The following is a 16,716-nucleotide window of genomic DNA, read 5'->3' as shown; positions in this document are numbered from 1 at the left end:
AAGTCATCTATAACAGATTTTTTCTTTCTTGTATGAGATTTTTCAAATCCATGCAGGTATTTGTCAACCGTTCGTCTATCGATGTTCAGTTCACGAGCAATTTGGCTCTTATTAATTTTCAATGTTGAATCCTCCAGAAAAGGTTTTAATTTAGTTAAATCATTTAAGGAATATATAGTTAAATCAGTGGTTATATTAGTTTGAATGATTATAATAGTGCCTCCTATCAGGAATCTATTATAATCAGTTTTTGTACATATTTATATTAGATTTTCTGTACTTATTTATGTTAGCATTTATATGCCACATTTACCACAGTTAATTCCGAGTAGTTATTGGACTTTGGTTTGTCGTGCAACCTTATCCTTAACCGTAGCCTGATGTGATTTCTGTTCGTCAGACCAGAGATTTGCCATCCGACTTCCTTCAGATTCCACCTCACGATGGACACCCTTGTCATTGGCTGTATCCTTCCCACTACTAGGGCGGATTAGGGACTTTCACCCATTAGAAACGTGCGCCGCAAGGCGCACATGCAAAAAGGAGACTGCCTGCTATATGCAAACAGTCTCCCTGCTATATGCGATTTCTTGCATTATTCTTTATGGAACTTCGCAATCTCTTTTAATGCTTCTTCACTAAGTGTATCGGATAGCTTCATTTTTCCTTCCATCTTAGGCATCATATAATCTTTTCGGAGCTTTTCTTCCAGCATCTCTACTTCTTCTTTTAACTCTCTCGCCGATAACAGCTGACACCCTTTTCCCCTGATAATAATCTGCTCTAACCCATCAGAAGTAGCAACTGTAATTTTGTATTTTGAAGCATTTTCATGAGCAAATTTCTCAATGTACTGGTCCGCTGTCTCTGCCTCTTTCGTATACACTACATGAATATTATGGTAATCCATAATCTCTGTCTGATGATTTTCTACCCGATATGCATCGAATACCAGAATTACATTGGCCTTTTTCATGCCTTGGTAATTGCATAAGATATCCATAAGCTTATTTCTGGCCCCATCAACGGTCTGCTTAGCCAGCTCACTAAGTTCTTCCCATGCAAATATAATATTATATCCATCTACCAGCAGATACTCCTCTTTCTTTACAGAAGGTTTCCAAGATCTCGTTACTGGTCCTTGATATTCTTCTCGTTTTTTCTTTTTAAATGGATTCCTTGTTTCCTGCTTTTTATTAGCATGAAATGTCTTGGAAAGTATGGAATCGATCTCTTCCGTATCAATCCATTGTTCTTCTTTGTATTGGGATACCACAGGGCGTATTTCTGACTCTATTAAAGTTCCATTGCCACCGTCTAAAACACTTTCCAGATGCATGTATTCTTTTACCTGATCCCACTCTACCATAAATCCAGAACCGTGGGCACAGAATACAGAACCTGTCGGATTCACAAAATCACTTTCCGAATCGTATCCAATCTGTTCGATTACTTCCTGTTCGTTATGACATTTTCCATATCCTTTTAAGGAACAGGTAAGCTTGCCTTGTCCTTTGGTATAGGCAATTACTTCTTTGGGATATTCCCACATAGTTGCCACTGGAGCTTCCCCATCTAATGTTGTCATATCGCCTTCTGACTTGGTAATTTCACATTTTCCATACATCTTATCAATGTCGGTCATGGCACGTCCTACCATCTGCTGTGGCACTTCCAGTTCAAACTCGTAATAAGGCTCTAATAACACAGACTGTGCCTGCTTTAGCCCCTGACGAACAGCACGGTAAGTCGCCTGCCTGAAATCTCCACCTTCCGTATGCTTCTGATGGGCACGTCCCGTTACAAGCGTAATCTTCATGTCCGTAATGGGAGAGCCTGTTAGCACTCCCTTGTGTTCCTTTTCCATCAAATGAGTCATCACAAGACGCTGCCAGTTACGGTCTAAAATGTCCTCACTGCACTTGGCCTCAAACTGCATTCCACTTCCTCGTTCCAAAGGTTCTAATAGCAAATGCACTTCCGCATAATGTCTTAATGGTTCAAAATGCCCCACTCCTTCTACAACATCTGCAATGGTTTCTTTATACAGAATCTTACCTGTGCCAAATCCTACGTCCACATGGAAACGCTGCTTAATGATAGTCTGTAAAATCTCCGTCTGTACTTCACCCATAATCTGTACTCGGATTTCCTGTAAAAATTCATCCCATACAATATGAAGTTCTGGTACTTCCTCCTCTAACTGCCTCAGTTTTGGCAGCATCATAGCGGGATCACAACCATCTGGAAGAATTAATTGATATCCCAGAACAGGCTCTAACACTGGATTCCAAGTACCACTTTCTATTCCAAAGCCTTCTCCTGGTTTCGTTTTGGTAAGTCCTGTCACAGCACATACACAGCCTGCCAGTGCTTCTGGCACAGCCTCAAACTTTTCACCCGAATACATACGGATCTGGTTTACCTTTTCTTCCCACACATCCTGTTCCTCTGTCTTAGCGGTTTTATTAGTAAGAAGCATTTTAGCCTTTAAACTGCCTCCTGTAATTTTCATATGGGTTAAACGGTTTCCTTGTTCATCCCTGGTAATCTTAAATACTCTAGCACCAAATGCTTCCTGATATACTGGTTCTTGTGTGTAATCATCAAATCCTGTTAAAAATTCCTCTACTCCAGTTAGTTTTAAAGCAGAACCAAAGAAACAAGGGAAAATTTTACGTTTTGCAATATATTCTTTTATACTTTCTTTTCCAATGCTTCCCTGCTCCATATACTCGCTTAGCAGTTTTTCATCACACACTGCGATTTCTTCATAAAAGTTTTCCGTTCCTTCTTCTCCAAAATCAATGCAGTTCTCATCTAACTTTTTCTTTAGCTCAATTAAACTATTTTGTCTGCTCGTTCCCTTCTGATCCATTTTATTGACAAAAATAAAAGCTGGCACTTTATATTTTCTAAGTAATGTCCACAAAGTTAAAGTGTGGCCTTGTACGCCATCTGCTCCACTTACTACAAGAATTGCATAATCGAGAACCTGCAGGGTTCTTTCCATCTCCGCTGAAAAATCCACATGGCCTGGGGTATCCAGCAAAGTCAATTCCATATCGCCGTATTTTACAATGGCTTGCTTTGAGAATATCGTAATTCCCCTTGCCCGTTCTAATTCATTGGTATCTAAAAATGCATCTTTGGTATCTACACGTCCTAATTTGCGAATGCTGCCCGTCTGGTATAAAATGCTTTCGGATAGCGTGGTCTTGCCAGCATCCACATGGGCCACTATGCCTATTACTAATTTTTTCATCTATTTTATCTTCCTTTATTGGATATGGTATTGCTAAAATAATATGTCATTATAATACCATAAAGTGATGGGTGTTCCAACTGGGTTTTGCTTTATCAAATTCTGCAACCTTGTAATCCAAATATTATCTCTCCTTTTGAACAAATCCAGTATCTCACAATAATAAGTTGTAAAAATAAGCCATGTATTATGTTGATTCACATTTTTATCTTTACATATTCCGAAACAGGTTAATCATTTCCTTCCTTTGGACCTCGCCCATTTCTGCGTTCTCTCCTCTCATTCCGTTTCAGATTTTTTAACAGTTCATCCATCCTTTCAGGTGGCATGTTACTCAATCCCTCTATTTCATCTTGCTTTTCATTTACTTTTTCTCTCAAATTTTCCGTTGCATCTTCTATCATCTGTTGAGCTATTATTGTTTGAAAATAATCTATAAACTTTGTAATTCCATTTACTCTAACAAATTCTAGTGCTTTTTCTCGTGATAATTTTGATAACTCCTGATATCTTTCTGAATCTTCTAATTCTCGTATTGCCTGAATCCACAATCTAACATCCTGCTTAGGAACAATTGGTTCAGGAAAACTAATATTATTTATATCTTTTTTGTAATCTCTTATTGGTTCTACTGGTATTGTATAATCACACCCCTGTATTGCTTCAGTAAGTCCTCCAATTTGACTTGCAATAACTGGTATTCCTCTTAACATTGCTTCCACGACAACCTGTCCGAAAGATTCCCCCCATAAAGAAGGTACAAGCAGTATTCTTGTTTTTTCATAAATTACATTTACATTATCATCTGCTTCCAAGATATCTATATTGGGAACCTTTTTCAATTCTTCCAATTCTTCTTTGCTTGTAGACCAAGTTGGAACAGCCGCAAATGATAACTCTGGAAGTTTTTTTGCAACTTGAAGAAAGATATCTATTCCTTTCACGCCAGATGGATTAATTATTGTAATATAGGAATTACCATAATATCCTAATAGTGGAAAAGGTTCCTCTCCGTAAGAAGGAAAATATAATACTTTTGCTTCAAGATTTGTCCATTTTGAAATATAGTTCTTCACATACTTGCTAACCGTAATGATTCCATTGACCTTTTCTAATAATTGTGTCATTCTTTGATTATCAAAAAAATCGCCAAATGGCAATGTATCTTTTGTATGGGAAATATATACTACACGGCAGAAGGTTTCCATAGCTGCCTCTAGCAAAAGTCCACTATGGTCTTCTGAGACTAAAATTATATCTGGCTGAAACCGCTCCACTTCATAGAAAAACACCGTATACAAATTAAATTTTCCTTTTGTAACATGGACATCCACTTTCTGGACACAAAACAGATACTCTCTTTCCGTCTCTTGAAGCATATGATTACTGATACCTTTTTTTTCCAAAAATGCATGATAGTTCTTTTCACATTCATAAGATGGAACAATTGCTTCACATTCTTGCCCACTCTCTGCCAGTTGCTCTAGTAACATTCTATTCGCCCTATGTGCTCCTCCAATACTATATAAATAGTCTAGTGTCTGAAATAGAAGTATCTTCACTTTTCTCCCCCCTAGTATATTATTTCGCCTATGGTCCGTTCAATTTTTTTAGAATCATATTTCAGCATACGATAAACATACAACTGATTAGCCAATTGAGCCACTGTCAAATCCGTCCTCAATATAAACGAAACTGGAACATCTGTCCGAAATGCATTCCTGACTTCTTCTACCAGCAAAGCGGCCATACTAAAATTTCCTCCTAAATCAAAGAAATTATCATCAATACCAACTTTACTGACTTTTAATATATTACAAAATATTGTACACAGCACAAATTCATATTTATTCCTTGGTTCCTTATATATGCTGCTTATCGAACATCGCCTATAAATTAGGTAACTTAGATTCTCTGAGTCCCGAACCTCCATCATTTCGTCATGATCCAAAAAAAAGATTCTTTGTGGCATATAATACTCTGGCACTTCTTTACTAATGAGGTCTCTTATCTTTTCAACAGTTTGTTCTTTTCCATCCAGCTTTTCCAAACAGACACAAATTACTATTTTTCCATCCATATCTGTCAAATTTACTATTTTAATATCTTTATACTTATGTGTCGAGTCCAATATCCGGTAAATTATTGTTTCATAAGGATTTCGGATTTCTCCCTCTTCTTTTGATATATCTTCGATAGTCCTTCACCTTCCTTCTATGCAGCCAAACTTTTCTTTACACAAATATCTTATTATCCGCTACGAAATCACTGGTTTTATTGCCATAGTACAAACCACTTACATTTACATATCCTTGCATTCCAAGAAAAATCATATATCTGTGCATTGACTATTCCATTTTTACCTTCTTCTTGAAATGCAAAACTAATTGGCACATTCATACATTGTTTTCCCATTAGTTGTGGTATTTCTGTTTGTTCTTTTCTTATTACAATAATAATTTTATCTATATATTCTGATTGGGCTAACTGTTTAATTTTCTTTCCCAGCATTGAGATGCCGTTAATAGGAAGCAGACATTTACTGCTGCATACATTGACAGATTGTAGTCTAGTCCCTTTACCTGCTTCTAAAATTACTGCTAACATTTATCCCCTCTATCCTTTACACTTGTATAAAGTCAATAACATTTTGTATACCACTTCTATTCCAGGTCTCTGTTAATTGCTCTGCTAGTCTGTCGGTTCCTTTACGATATTTTTCAATATTCTTATTCATAAAGTCAATCGCTTGTGTAATTCCATCTCTATTAAAAGACTGACCTTTTATCAAAATTCCTGCTCCACTTTGTTCAAGTTGTTTTGCAAGCAAAAAGTCCAAATAGTTTGTTGGACATAAAATCATAGGTGTACCGCAAAATAACGCTTCCCTTACACCTGAAATTCCTCCATGCGTAATGAAAATATCAGCCTTTGATAAGCATTCGATTTGATTTACATATAAATTCAAATGAATATTATCACTAAATTTTTTCTGCTGTAACTGCTCTAACAGGTTCTGATTATTCCCAACACTAACTTGACACTTATAATTGATTCCATCAACACATTCTAATGTTTTCTTAAGCATTAGCATCCCATATGAATCACTCATTGTACCTCGTGAAACAAAAATACTATGGTCCTTATCAATAGCCTTAGGAACCTCTAAATGATATCCCATATAATGAGGGTATTTATCAGAAGCCCCTTCTTTATATTGAAGCAAATCAGAATTGTAACAATAATAGTTTATTTTTACTTCTTTCGACTTTTCGTTTAACTCAAGTCTTCGTTTAAATCTCTGCATATGTCGTATACTCAAACAAATCTGTTCAACAGAAGGTGCATTTGCTACTTCCGTTAGTACAATATCTGTAAGATACTCTTTCCAGCTGTCACTTTTATAATAATCCTCCAGCACAGTCATGGCACAATTAATATCGATATACTTTACTTTTTCATCCTCAATAATCTTCTTCATATAAAATGCATACGAATCATACATAATACAGTCGGGACTTATGTTCTTGACTATTGACAGGTACTCATTATAAAAACGGATTTGCAGAGAGGTTTCCTGAAATGCTTTCTCCTTTAGAATGTCTTCCTTATAAATCATAGAAAAATACTTTTCCGCACAATCTTCTTCGCTTTTAAAATCTGTGCTTTGTATTTTAGAATACTCTAAAACATATTCTGGTAGCTGAATATAAGTTATCCCTTCATTACCAAGTATTTTTGATAGATAACCTTCATCACCAAATATATATATGTCTACCTTCTTTTTTACCAATTCTTGAAATAGCGGTATATTAGGATTAATATGTCCTGCATACGGCATAGAAAAATATATTACTTTCATTCACAGAATACCTCTTCCACTTCTTTGTCTGGTATGTATATCAGCGTTTCCCTCTCTAAGCTAGGTGATATCAACGTACCATCTTCCAAGGAGATTGCATTTTCTAACTGAGCAAGCCCTTCTAAGGATAAAATGCTTTCACCCCTAAATGACACTCCACCCTTTACTCGAATTAAGCGAATATTTTCTTGCGGAAAAGAAAGATCCTGCGTATTTTTTTCTGTTAAGTCCGACTCAATCAGTACCTTTTTTTCACCGTTTAGTAAATACACTTTTTTAATTCTATCTTTTTTAAAATACATTAATACATCTGATGAATTGCTAGGCTTAATGCCAATCCATTGTTTCTCCCAGTCAAGTTCTTCTAGCAACTGCCCTGCATACATAACTCCACTTAAACAAACAATTAATACTGACTCCATATTAGCCTCCTATATTATATATTTTCATAGCACGTTCATTAAATTCCCGCAACATCTTCTGATCGAAATTCTCTGTTTCAACTACGGCACTATACATGTCAAGTTCCACAAAATCTTTTATGAGTAGTTCCATACCTAATTCACTAATGTGATTATACTGATACGTTCCTGGAAATGGAGTATTTAATCCATATGCTATTTCAACTTTACTTCCATACTTTTCCTTAAGATATTCCATCATATGAAGCGTATCGTTCATTGTTTCTTCTGTGTCGCAATAATGTCCAAACATAAAACTAGTAACAACTGGTATTCCAGTATTCACCGTTTTATCAATTAATTCATATGCTTGCTCTAAAATTAAGCCTTTTCGTATATCATTTAATACCTGTTGGTTACCACTTTCTATTCCAAATTGAATTCTACGACATCCTGCACTCTTTAACCCTTCCAGCAAATCACTATACCGATAAAGAGCATCAACTCTTGACTCACACCTCCATATCAATTGGATTCCTGGCTGATTACACAATTCAATAAATCTCTCCAGCCGATTTCGAAATACTGTAAATGTATCATCACAATAAAAAATCTGGTAATAATCACTGCATGTCTCTGTCACATACAAAGATTCCAGAAAAACATGATCAATATTACGAATTCTATATTTATTTCCTGACATAGCAGGTGCAGCACAGTATATACATCTTCCCGGACACCCTCTGCTTGAATAAACGGTTGGCAAAGTAGTATTAAAACATTTTTTGATATAATCACGATTAATAATTGGCAATAAATCGAGATTAGTTACAAACTGCCTATCTGATTTCTGGCAGTATTCCTCATTCTCATCTTTATAAACAAGTCCCTTTATATCAGAAAATGAAATAATTTTTTGATTCGTTCTAAGAGAATCTGCAAGTTCAAGAGCATTGTGTTCCCCATCCCCAATCAGTATAAAGTCCACATATCTTTTTCTCTTACAATACTCTATATCTAAAGTTGGATGTGGTCCCCCTAACACAATTGGAATGCTCGGAAATTTTCTTTTTAGATAACGACACATCTTAAATACATTTCCTACATTTTCTGTATATACTGAAAATGCAATATATAACGGATTATTTTCTTCAATAATAGAAACAATTTCATTAATATCATAGATACGCTCACTAAAATCTACTACTTGAGCATCATATCCATGAAACCTTAACATGTTAGCAATTGATAACAGACCTAATGGTGGCATATAGTTATTAGCTGCCTGAACATCATTATCACTACTTGATTTCACAATAAAAAGAATCTTATTTGACATTCTTCCATTCCCTCTTTCTGTTATATACTCGTGTACCCTCCATCCACCAATAGATTGTGTCCTGTAATCATAGAAGCTTTATCACTTGTTAAAAATAGTATGGCATTGGATACGTCCTCTGGTACTGCATATCGATGCAGTGGTATTTTATTTAAGTAATTTCTCTTTTCTCTTGGTCCTAATAAAAATTCTTCATTCTTATTATTTAGTATAAATGTTGGCGCAATTGAATTTACACGTACACCATACGTTGACCACTCAGCTGTAAGTGCATGAACAAGTCCGACTAATGCTGATTTACTGGAACAGTAAGCAGCACGCATCTGATTTCCTACCACGCCATGCTGTGATGACACAAAAATAACATTTCCTTTATTTTCCACCAGCGAAGATTCTCCAATTGCTTTTGTCAAGAAAAAGCTACCCTTTAAATTTAAATCAATTATCTTATCCCATATTAACTCGGATGTCTCAACTACTTTACTCAATATATTAATTCCAGCATTGTTTATTAAAATATCAACTGACAGTTCATCCTTTTCTATTTGCTTGACCACCTGCATAATCTGTTCAACAGAGGTTAAATCAATACAGTATGTAAAGACCTTAGCCTGACTTCCATATTGTTTTTTTAGATTTATTAACTCTTCTTCTTTCTCATCAAGATCCAAAAGTATCAATGTGCCAACACCTGAAGAACAATAATCATGAACTAGCTGTGAACCCAAACTACCAGCTGCTCCTGATATTAAAACTGTTTTTCCTTCAAAATTTATATTCATTTTTGCTACCTATTTTCTTTAAACTTTTTTATTGTTTGTCTTATGTTTCCTGTAAAAGAATAATATGTAATTCCTTTTGTAAAAACATTCGCACCCCAGCGGAGCAATAAGTAAATAGTAACTAACAATATAGCTATTGCAGCCAAAACTTCATAAACACTTACAAATCCAACTGCATACCTAATAAACATTACTGTTGGCGATGTAAATGGAATATATGAAAATACCTTAATCAGCATAGTATTTTCTGTTACCGCCATTATTCCAACAAAATATTGAATAATACCAATAAAGGAAATTGGCACAGAAATACCAATAATATCTTCTGATTTATTTACCATTGAAACCAAAGCAGTGTTGATCAAAGAATAAACAAAATATCCCAGTAATAATAAAGCTATAAATGCAACAATATGTTCTGATGTCAGAATACTAAAATCAATACTGATATCTGAAGCTTTGTTTGAATATGCGAAATGTTTTACCAACAGAACACATAGAGAAATCAAGCTAACTTGAATAAACGGCACAACCGCATATGCTAGATTAATACCTAGATAAAGCGGAATTCCTTTTGTTGACGTTAACAGCATCTCCATAACTCTATTGGTTTTTAAATAAGCTACCTCATTTGTAGCCGAGGTTGAATACATAATAATAAACGATACAATAACAAGAGATAGTATAATAATTACAAGAAACTTACTGTCATTTTCTTCTGTATCTGCATATGTAATTGTAATATTCGGAATACTTTTCTGCAAAGTATCCTTATCAATCCCTAATGCCTCCATGGATTTCATCTGAAACATCTGGTTTAATATGTTATGCATAGTATTAATATCACTTACTGAGACATCACCAATAATTTTCATTTCGATATCTGAATCACCAGAGAAATAAATCATATCAAGTTCCTTATCCTTGGCAGTTTTCTCTATTTCTTTAGATGTCTTCGTTGAGTCGAGCATTGAAAAATCCAAATTCATGCTTTCTGAGCAGAACTGTCTGAAGTCATCATTTTCAAAAACATCATTTAACTGACTGCATTGATTTACCACGTAAATATCTCTTTTCTCATCACTTGAGAGCAATTTAGGTACAACAATCATTGAAACTGACGAAGCAATACACATAAAGAGTGTTACAAATACAAAAACTTTATTTCGTAACTGCTTGTTCAGATAAAAAGAAAAAACATGTAAAAAATCTTTCATAATAGTTCTCGTTCCTTTCTCCTAATCTATTTTTCTTCAACACTATTCACAAGAGATACGAAAATTTCTTGCAATGACGTTTTTCCTCTGCCTATTGAATCAATTTCTAAATTTTTTTGTGCTATTTTTTCTATTTCAGAATTAAATTCGCTTGAGGAATTTAACATTTTTCTAAAATGATTTGGCGAGATTTCCTCGTAATCATTCAATGATGCCTTATCTTTCGTCTTTATATACATATAATCTTTACTATGCGTTTTAATTAATTCTAAAATAGAACCTTCATACATGCACTGCCCTTTTTCTATGATACAAATATCTTCACATATTCCCTCCAGTAACGTAAGCTGATGACTTGATATCAATATGCATTTATTAGCTGCTTTTAATTCTCTCATTACATCAATAAACAAATCCATGTTGATTGGATCTAGACCACTAAATGGCTCGTCCAATATTATTATTTCAGGATCATGTATCAATGCTGAAATCAATTGAACTTTTTGCTGATTTCCTTTTGACATACTTTCAAGCCTTTTATATTTGTACTCTTCGATATGAAATCGTTTCAACCAGTAATTCATTGCTGGATCAATCTTTTCCTTTTCCATTCCTTTTAATTGAGCAAAAAAACGCAACTGTGTTTCAACCTTTTCTTTTACAAACATTCCCCTCTCTTCTGGAATATAACCAATACGCTTTTTATCAATAGTGCTTTCCTTTCCATCGACGATAATTTCTCCATCATCTTTTTCTAATATACCAAGTATGCACCTTATAGTAGTTGTTTTTCCTGAACCATTTTTTCCACAAAGTGCTGTCATCTTCCCACTTGAAAAAGAAAGATTTACATGATTCACAACACATTTTCCATTAAAGGATTTTACAATATTTCTTACATCTACTTTCTTCAAAATAACCTCCTATTAATGCTAGCCTGTCTAACTTTCTGTTCTTCTTTTATATCTTTACATTGTTAAGATATACCGATTAATATCATTTTTTAATATTTTCCTATAATACTTAAATGTTTTCATAAAATCTAATAGTATAATTACTCCAATAATACCGCATACGATAATGTTTATCTGTCCCTTTAAGTGTAACACTTTTACCAGTGATAAGAGTGAGAACGCCCAAAATGCTGGATGAAATATCATTGAAATAACTCCATATATAGAAAGCATTACTCTCTTAATTCTTTTCATATGTAACAATTGAAGGCTGCTCCTCTTAAAGACTGAAAGATAAGCTAATACTACGGACTTATCCATAAGGTTATCAACGCCTGTTAAAGCCTGCAATAACCAATAACCATCTAATTTAACAAAAGGAATCAAATTATAAAATGCAATCGAAATTATGGAAACAGACATATACAGTAATGTTAAATTCATAACTCCAAAGTGTGCCAAAACCAGAGCTATCACTAAAACAAAATTTCCCAAGAAAATATTAACTAAAATTCCTGCTGAAGCAACTAATGCTCTCTGCTTTCGTTTTCTAAAGCTATATACGCTAGATACATCACAATAAAAACAAGGAACGAAATAAAATAACATAAGCCCCATGGATGATACTTTACCACCATGCTTTATACATGTTACCGCATGTGCAAATTCATGTAATATTGTATTAACTGCTAAAAATAAAAGCATACATATAATATCTCTAAATGAAAAAGCTATATTGATTGCAGTTTCAGTATCCTGAGGCTGAATTGGTACTACCATCGCTAGCTGATATGTAACATACGAAGCAGTTCCCAATAGTAACGTTAGAAATAAAATTAAAAATGGTTTTGTGAATACTTTTGAGTAGACTGGATAAACATATTTTAGAACTTTCTCTACATTAAAATTAAGTAAATGTATTTTTTTCATTTTGTCAACATGCTCTTCCATTTCCACTTTCACGTTTTCATCTAAAAATCCCCACTGTTCAAATTTCTGATCAAGAATCTGTTTTAAATTATCTGCTAATTCCTGTGGTTCATCCATCGACAATTCCTGACTACGATTCTCCGCATTTAATTTTTTCAAAAGATAATACGTTTCATTCATTCCCAAACGTACAAACCGTTTGCTTATAGTGTTCTGAATTAAATACGTCTTTTGCACATTATCTTTCATTCCTTCATACACTATGCTTAAGAAGTTAATCTCCAATCTTTCACCTCCTTAGCCAATTTTTTTCCATAATTCTGGGCACTTTTTAAGAACTCCTACAATTTTCTTTACACATTTGCTTAATTCCGCAAACGAGCACGTAAATGGTGGAAAAAAGCTAAGTCCTAAATTATACCCATCATTACAGAAATAATAAACAATAATTCCTCTCTTTTTCAATTTTCCTACGATTTCCAGAAGTCGTATTGGTGTCACTTCTATAGGAAATGAAATAGCACACATTAACCCGAAGCCTCTAATTTCACAATTAAAATTATCGCCTGCAGCTTCGAGAATCTCTTTGCAAAATTGTTCACCCTTTTCTTTTACCTGGAAGGAATCATATTTTTCCATAAGATCCAGAACTGCCGATGCTGCTGCAATCGACAGCAGATTTCCACCTTGCGATGAAAAATGCTCTAATGTTGCCTTTGAGTCAGCAAATGTCTGACACACATGTTCTGAAAACGCTACAACACCTAATGGCATATATCCATTAGTAATTCCTTTCGACAAACATATCAAGTCAGGTTGCAAGCCATAACTTTGGAAAACAAATGGTACACCTGTCCTTCCAAAACCAGTTGTTACTTCATCCAGCACAAAAAGAACATCGTTCTTTCTACACAATTCTTCCAAACGTTTTAATGCTTCATATGGAATTGCTACAATACCTCCTGAACCTAAAACAGGTTCCACGACTACACCAGATAACTCCTCTACACTTTCTTCAAATTTTTTTTCAAACATCTGAATCCAGGCATGAGCATCCTTATAATCTTTTGGAACCTCCATCCAAGTGATATTTGGTAATAAAGGGTAATACTCTTTATTAATTTCCCTATCTAGTCCACTAATACTCATTGCACCATAAGAAGTCCCATGATAAGACAAATTTAATGCTGCAATTGTTGCTCTATTTTTCTTCTTTAAATGCTGATACTGACGACACGTTTTTACCGCTGCCTCTAAACTCTCTGAACCAGAACACGTATACAACACAGCTGATGTACCAAGCATTTTGCAAAGACTTTCTGCGTAAGTATATTGAACTTCTGCAACATTTGAAATCAAATTACAAAAGGGAATCTTGGTTGTCTGTTCTATTATTTTCTGGTTAATATATTCATTTGAATACCCAAATGGTGTATTCCAAATTCCACCACACAAATCAATATATTCTTTCCCATTACTATCCTTGATATAGCAATCCTCAGCAGATACGATTAAACTATCTTTGCTTTCTTCATCGAACTGCTGATTGATACGAACAACTAAATTAAACGACATAATTTCTGTTCCTCTCTGTATATTTTAAATGAAGAATCCAGATTACTCTTAATAGTGCCTTCTAGATTCTTCATTTAATATCATATTAACCATTCAATTGTAATCATAAAATGATATACTCCTTCTGTCACACCATTTGACGTTATTTTGTTTCAAATGGAATATCTCTGTACAAAACACCAACTTTCTTTAGCGTTGCAAATATTTTCTTGGTCATTTCATAACTTTCATCCTTACTAAGATTCAATATATCTGCTAGTAATTCTGGTACACTATCTGCTTCCACACGTTTTAGTAGAAGTTCAATAACAATTGCAAACTGCTTACTTACATTATAATATTTTGTTGAAACAGGAGTCCATAGCAAGTAGGAATCTCTGCAGATAAATAATGTAGTAAATTTAGGGAAATATGGCGCAACTTTGGATTCTATTGCAGAAGGAATTAAATTGAACATAAATTCATTTGAAACTACTATTTCATCTGGTAACAAGTCAGAAAACTTTGGATTCCTTTCATGCAATCCGCTATATATATAGGATGACGTTACATAATCTAAAATATATGCTTTCTTTTTAATAATATCGCAATACTGATCGCTTACAAAATACGGAAGTTCCATACATTTTGCACACCAGCCCGAAGATGGACAATTATAACAGCCTTTTGACTGCATACCGTTTTCCTTCTTCACCAGACAGTCGTGACTTATTTCAAATAAAGAAGTACCTTCTTTGCCAGAATCCTTAATATTTAAATCACAATAGTGAATTCCTTCATTGTTATCTAGTTTCAGTCTTGGCAGTTTTTCAACACAACATCTGTTTTGTGTTACAAATCGGCAACTATTTTCCATAAATGCATATATTAATGGTAAATTTCCAAATGTATGATGTTCACAATAATATTTTGCATCTTCAAGAAAAATTTCAAAATCTTCTTGATCATCTATTCGAATTAGATAGGTGATCTTATTATTTTGAATATATCCTTCCCTTATTTCTTTAATTTTTTGCTTAGCTTCTTTATAAGAATATGTTCTAAAGTCAGCATCAGCTACGTATGCATAGTTATTAACATAAATTCTGTTGTCACAACAAATAATAGCATTACTAGGATTAATACTTTCTTCTTTCATATATGTAATGTATTCGTTGTAACCCTCGTCTTCTACGTATGCAATGCCATTCTCATCAAAATACCATAATGGGGTTGTAATATTATTCTTTTCATTGCGCAGGTAAATTGAAGAATTGATCGACAATGCCTCATTCAGTAATTGTGCATTAGAAAGACTATCCTTATTACTTACTTCAAGGTGATGCACATATCCATCGACCTTAACGCCTGCATATAGTCCAGTCCTGCTTTTCAGATATCCATTATAGAATGTATAGTAGACTCTCATGGTGTTAATTAAAACAGCCTGTTTTATTTCTTCAGAAATCTTACTACTGTCCACTTCACCATAAGGTTTTATTTCGACAAGTCCTGTTGTATGTGCTTTTAACAGCAGTTCTATTAAAGGTGTCTGACTAGTTAGCCAATCAGCAGGAATTTTTATAGCACATACCTTATTTGATTCGATAAGTTCAGATAAAATTTTCAATTCATCAGAACTCATTTCGTATTCCAGCTGTATGTCCAAAGATACTTGATTCAGCTGCAATGAAGAATCCGCAATACAGCTTAGAACGTTTTGCCCAACTGGAATTTTTAAAACAATACCTGATATATCTGCATTTTCCAAATGCAATATTAATTCTTTAAAGTAATCAATGTCACAAATAAAACATCCCTTCATAGGGATTGTCTTCTTCTGTTCATTAGAAGTGCTGCTATGTAACTGAACTACCTCATTAATCTCTCTCTTTACAACATCAATATTTCTGAAACCTGATTTGCCAGAACCAAGCCAGATTCCATATTTCATATAATCTCTAGTCAGTAGTATGCCATCTTCATATGGGGACAGCTCCTGCACGGACACTTCATTTGCTTTACCCTCATCACCATACATACTCACTAGCTTCTCTTCAACATCTTCATAAATGACAACTACATCATCATCAAATCCTAATTGCTGGCTGTCACTTATTACACATACTTCTACATCTTCAATATCTAAAAGATAATTAACTGCAACTGTAGCTAATGCTTCACATTCTTTATGCACAACAAATATAATAATGTCGTCTGATAATGATAAGATATCCTCAGCCATATCATTAACGGACGGAACAGAATCCTCTATATAAACCGATGATTTCATATCACACTTCATTAAGTAATCTCTTAAATATGCTGTTTCAAGCGATTGCACAGCATTAATTAATCCGAACTCATTTCTTTCTAATTCTACAAAACAAACATTTCTTTTCACTTGTAATCC

General features: G+C 34.2%; 13 protein-coding genes. All 13 read right to left on the bottom strand.

Annotation, left to right across the window (positions count from 1 at the left end):
* Positions 1 to 595: 595 nt before the first annotated feature.
* Positions 596 to 3,265: a translation factor GTPase family protein gene (locus BMY85_RS11025; protein WP_092478327.1), complete on the bottom strand. Its 2,670-nt coding sequence runs from the start codon at positions 3,263 to 3,265 to the stop codon at positions 596 to 598.
* A 230-nt stretch (positions 3,266 to 3,495) separates the two neighbouring features.
* On the bottom strand, positions 3,496 to 4,827 hold the full coding sequence (locus tag BMY85_RS11020; protein WP_092478326.1) for a glycosyltransferase: 1,332 nt from the start codon (positions 4,825 to 4,827) through the stop codon (positions 3,496 to 3,498).
* Positions 4,828 to 4,838: 11 nt separating this feature from the next.
* Positions 4,839 to 5,345: a phosphopantetheine-binding protein gene (locus tag BMY85_RS11015; protein WP_207646547.1), complete on the bottom strand. Its 507-nt coding sequence runs from the start codon at positions 5,343 to 5,345 to the stop codon at positions 4,839 to 4,841.
* Between the two features lie 194 nt (positions 5,346 to 5,539).
* A complete protein-coding gene (locus BMY85_RS11010) occupies positions 5,540 to 5,872 on the bottom strand; it encodes a sugar phosphate nucleotidyltransferase (RefSeq protein WP_092478324.1) in 333 nt (110 codons plus the stop codon).
* 16 nt (positions 5,873 to 5,888) lie between these two features.
* Positions 5,889 to 7,127 (bottom strand): glycosyltransferase, encoded by a 1,239-nt coding sequence (locus BMY85_RS11005; protein ID WP_092478323.1) that lies wholly within the window; start codon positions 7,125 to 7,127, stop codon positions 5,889 to 5,891.
* Positions 7,124 to 7,549 (bottom strand): hypothetical protein, encoded by a 426-nt coding sequence (locus BMY85_RS11000; RefSeq protein WP_092478322.1) that lies wholly within the window; start codon positions 7,547 to 7,549, stop codon positions 7,124 to 7,126. The genes BMY85_RS11005 and BMY85_RS11000 overlap by 4 nt, the downstream gene beginning before the upstream one ends.
* 1 nt (position 7,550) lies before the next feature.
* Positions 7,551 to 8,867, bottom strand: coding sequence for a B12-binding domain-containing radical SAM protein (locus BMY85_RS10995; protein ID WP_092478321.1), 1,317 nt, complete (start codon positions 8,865 to 8,867; stop codon positions 7,551 to 7,553).
* Positions 8,868 to 8,887: 20 nt separating this feature from the next.
* Positions 8,888 to 9,649 (bottom strand): SDR family NAD(P)-dependent oxidoreductase, encoded by a 762-nt coding sequence (locus BMY85_RS10990; RefSeq protein ID WP_092478320.1) that lies wholly within the window; start codon positions 9,647 to 9,649, stop codon positions 8,888 to 8,890.
* 5 nt (positions 9,650 to 9,654) lie between these two features.
* Complete coding sequence (locus tag BMY85_RS10985; protein ID WP_092478319.1) at positions 9,655 to 10,866, bottom strand: ABC transporter permease; 1,212 nt, start codon at positions 10,864 to 10,866, stop codon at positions 9,655 to 9,657.
* Between the two features lie 26 nt (positions 10,867 to 10,892).
* Positions 10,893 to 11,780 (bottom strand): ABC transporter ATP-binding protein, encoded by an 888-nt coding sequence (locus tag BMY85_RS10980; RefSeq protein WP_092478318.1) that lies wholly within the window; start codon positions 11,778 to 11,780, stop codon positions 10,893 to 10,895.
* Positions 11,781 to 11,834: 54 nt separating this feature from the next.
* Positions 11,835 to 13,034: a metalloprotease gene (locus BMY85_RS10975; RefSeq protein WP_092478317.1), complete on the bottom strand. Its 1,200-nt coding sequence runs from the start codon at positions 13,032 to 13,034 to the stop codon at positions 11,835 to 11,837.
* A gap of 12 nt (positions 13,035 to 13,046) precedes the next feature.
* Positions 13,047 to 14,324 (bottom strand): aminotransferase family protein, encoded by a 1,278-nt coding sequence (locus BMY85_RS10970; protein WP_092478316.1) that lies wholly within the window; start codon positions 14,322 to 14,324, stop codon positions 13,047 to 13,049.
* Positions 14,325 to 14,466: 142 nt separating this feature from the next.
* Complete coding sequence (locus tag BMY85_RS10965) at positions 14,467 to 16,707, bottom strand: hypothetical protein (RefSeq protein WP_092478315.1); 2,241 nt, start codon at positions 16,705 to 16,707, stop codon at positions 14,467 to 14,469.
* Positions 16,708 to 16,716: the final 9 nt, after the last annotated feature.

Source organism: [Clostridium] polysaccharolyticum, from assembly GCF_900111595.1.
GTDB classification, from domain to species: domain Bacteria; phylum Bacillota; class Clostridia; order Lachnospirales; family Lachnospiraceae; genus Clostridium_AI; species Clostridium_AI polysaccharolyticum.
This window is presented reverse-complemented; position numbering and strand designations above follow the sequence as displayed.

What these genes read in the sequence shown, in the direction of transcription:
- BMY85_RS11005 (WP_092478323.1), bottom strand. Translation starts at nt 7,127, where the DNA reads ATGAAAGTAATATATTTTTCTATGCCGTATGCAGGACATATTAATCCT.
- BMY85_RS11000 (WP_092478322.1), bottom strand. Translation starts at nt 7,549, where the DNA reads ATGGAGTCAGTATTAATTGTTTGTTTAAGTGGAGTTATGTATGCAGGG.
- BMY85_RS11015 (WP_207646547.1), bottom strand. Translation starts at nt 5,345, where the DNA reads ATGGATGGAAAAATAGTAATTTGTGTCTGTTTGGAAAAGCTGGATGGA.
- BMY85_RS10970 (WP_092478316.1), bottom strand. Translation starts at nt 14,324, where the DNA reads ATGTCGTTTAATTTAGTTGTTCGTATCAATCAGCAGTTCGATGAAGAA.
- BMY85_RS10990 (WP_092478320.1), bottom strand. Translation starts at nt 9,649, where the DNA reads ATGAATATAAATTTTGAAGGAAAAACAGTTTTAATATCAGGAGCAGCT.
- BMY85_RS11010 (WP_092478324.1), bottom strand. Translation starts at nt 5,872, where the DNA reads ATGTTAGCAGTAATTTTAGAAGCAGGTAAAGGGACTAGACTACAATCT.
- BMY85_RS11025 (WP_092478327.1), bottom strand. Translation starts at nt 3,265, where the DNA reads ATGAAAAAATTAGTAATAGGCATAGTGGCCCATGTGGATGCTGGCAAG.
- BMY85_RS10995 (WP_092478321.1), bottom strand. Translation starts at nt 8,867, where the DNA reads ATGTCAAATAAGATTCTTTTTATTGTGAAATCAAGTAGTGATAATGAT.
- BMY85_RS10985 (WP_092478319.1), bottom strand. Translation starts at nt 10,866, where the DNA reads ATGAAAGATTTTTTACATGTTTTTTCTTTTTATCTGAACAAGCAGTTA.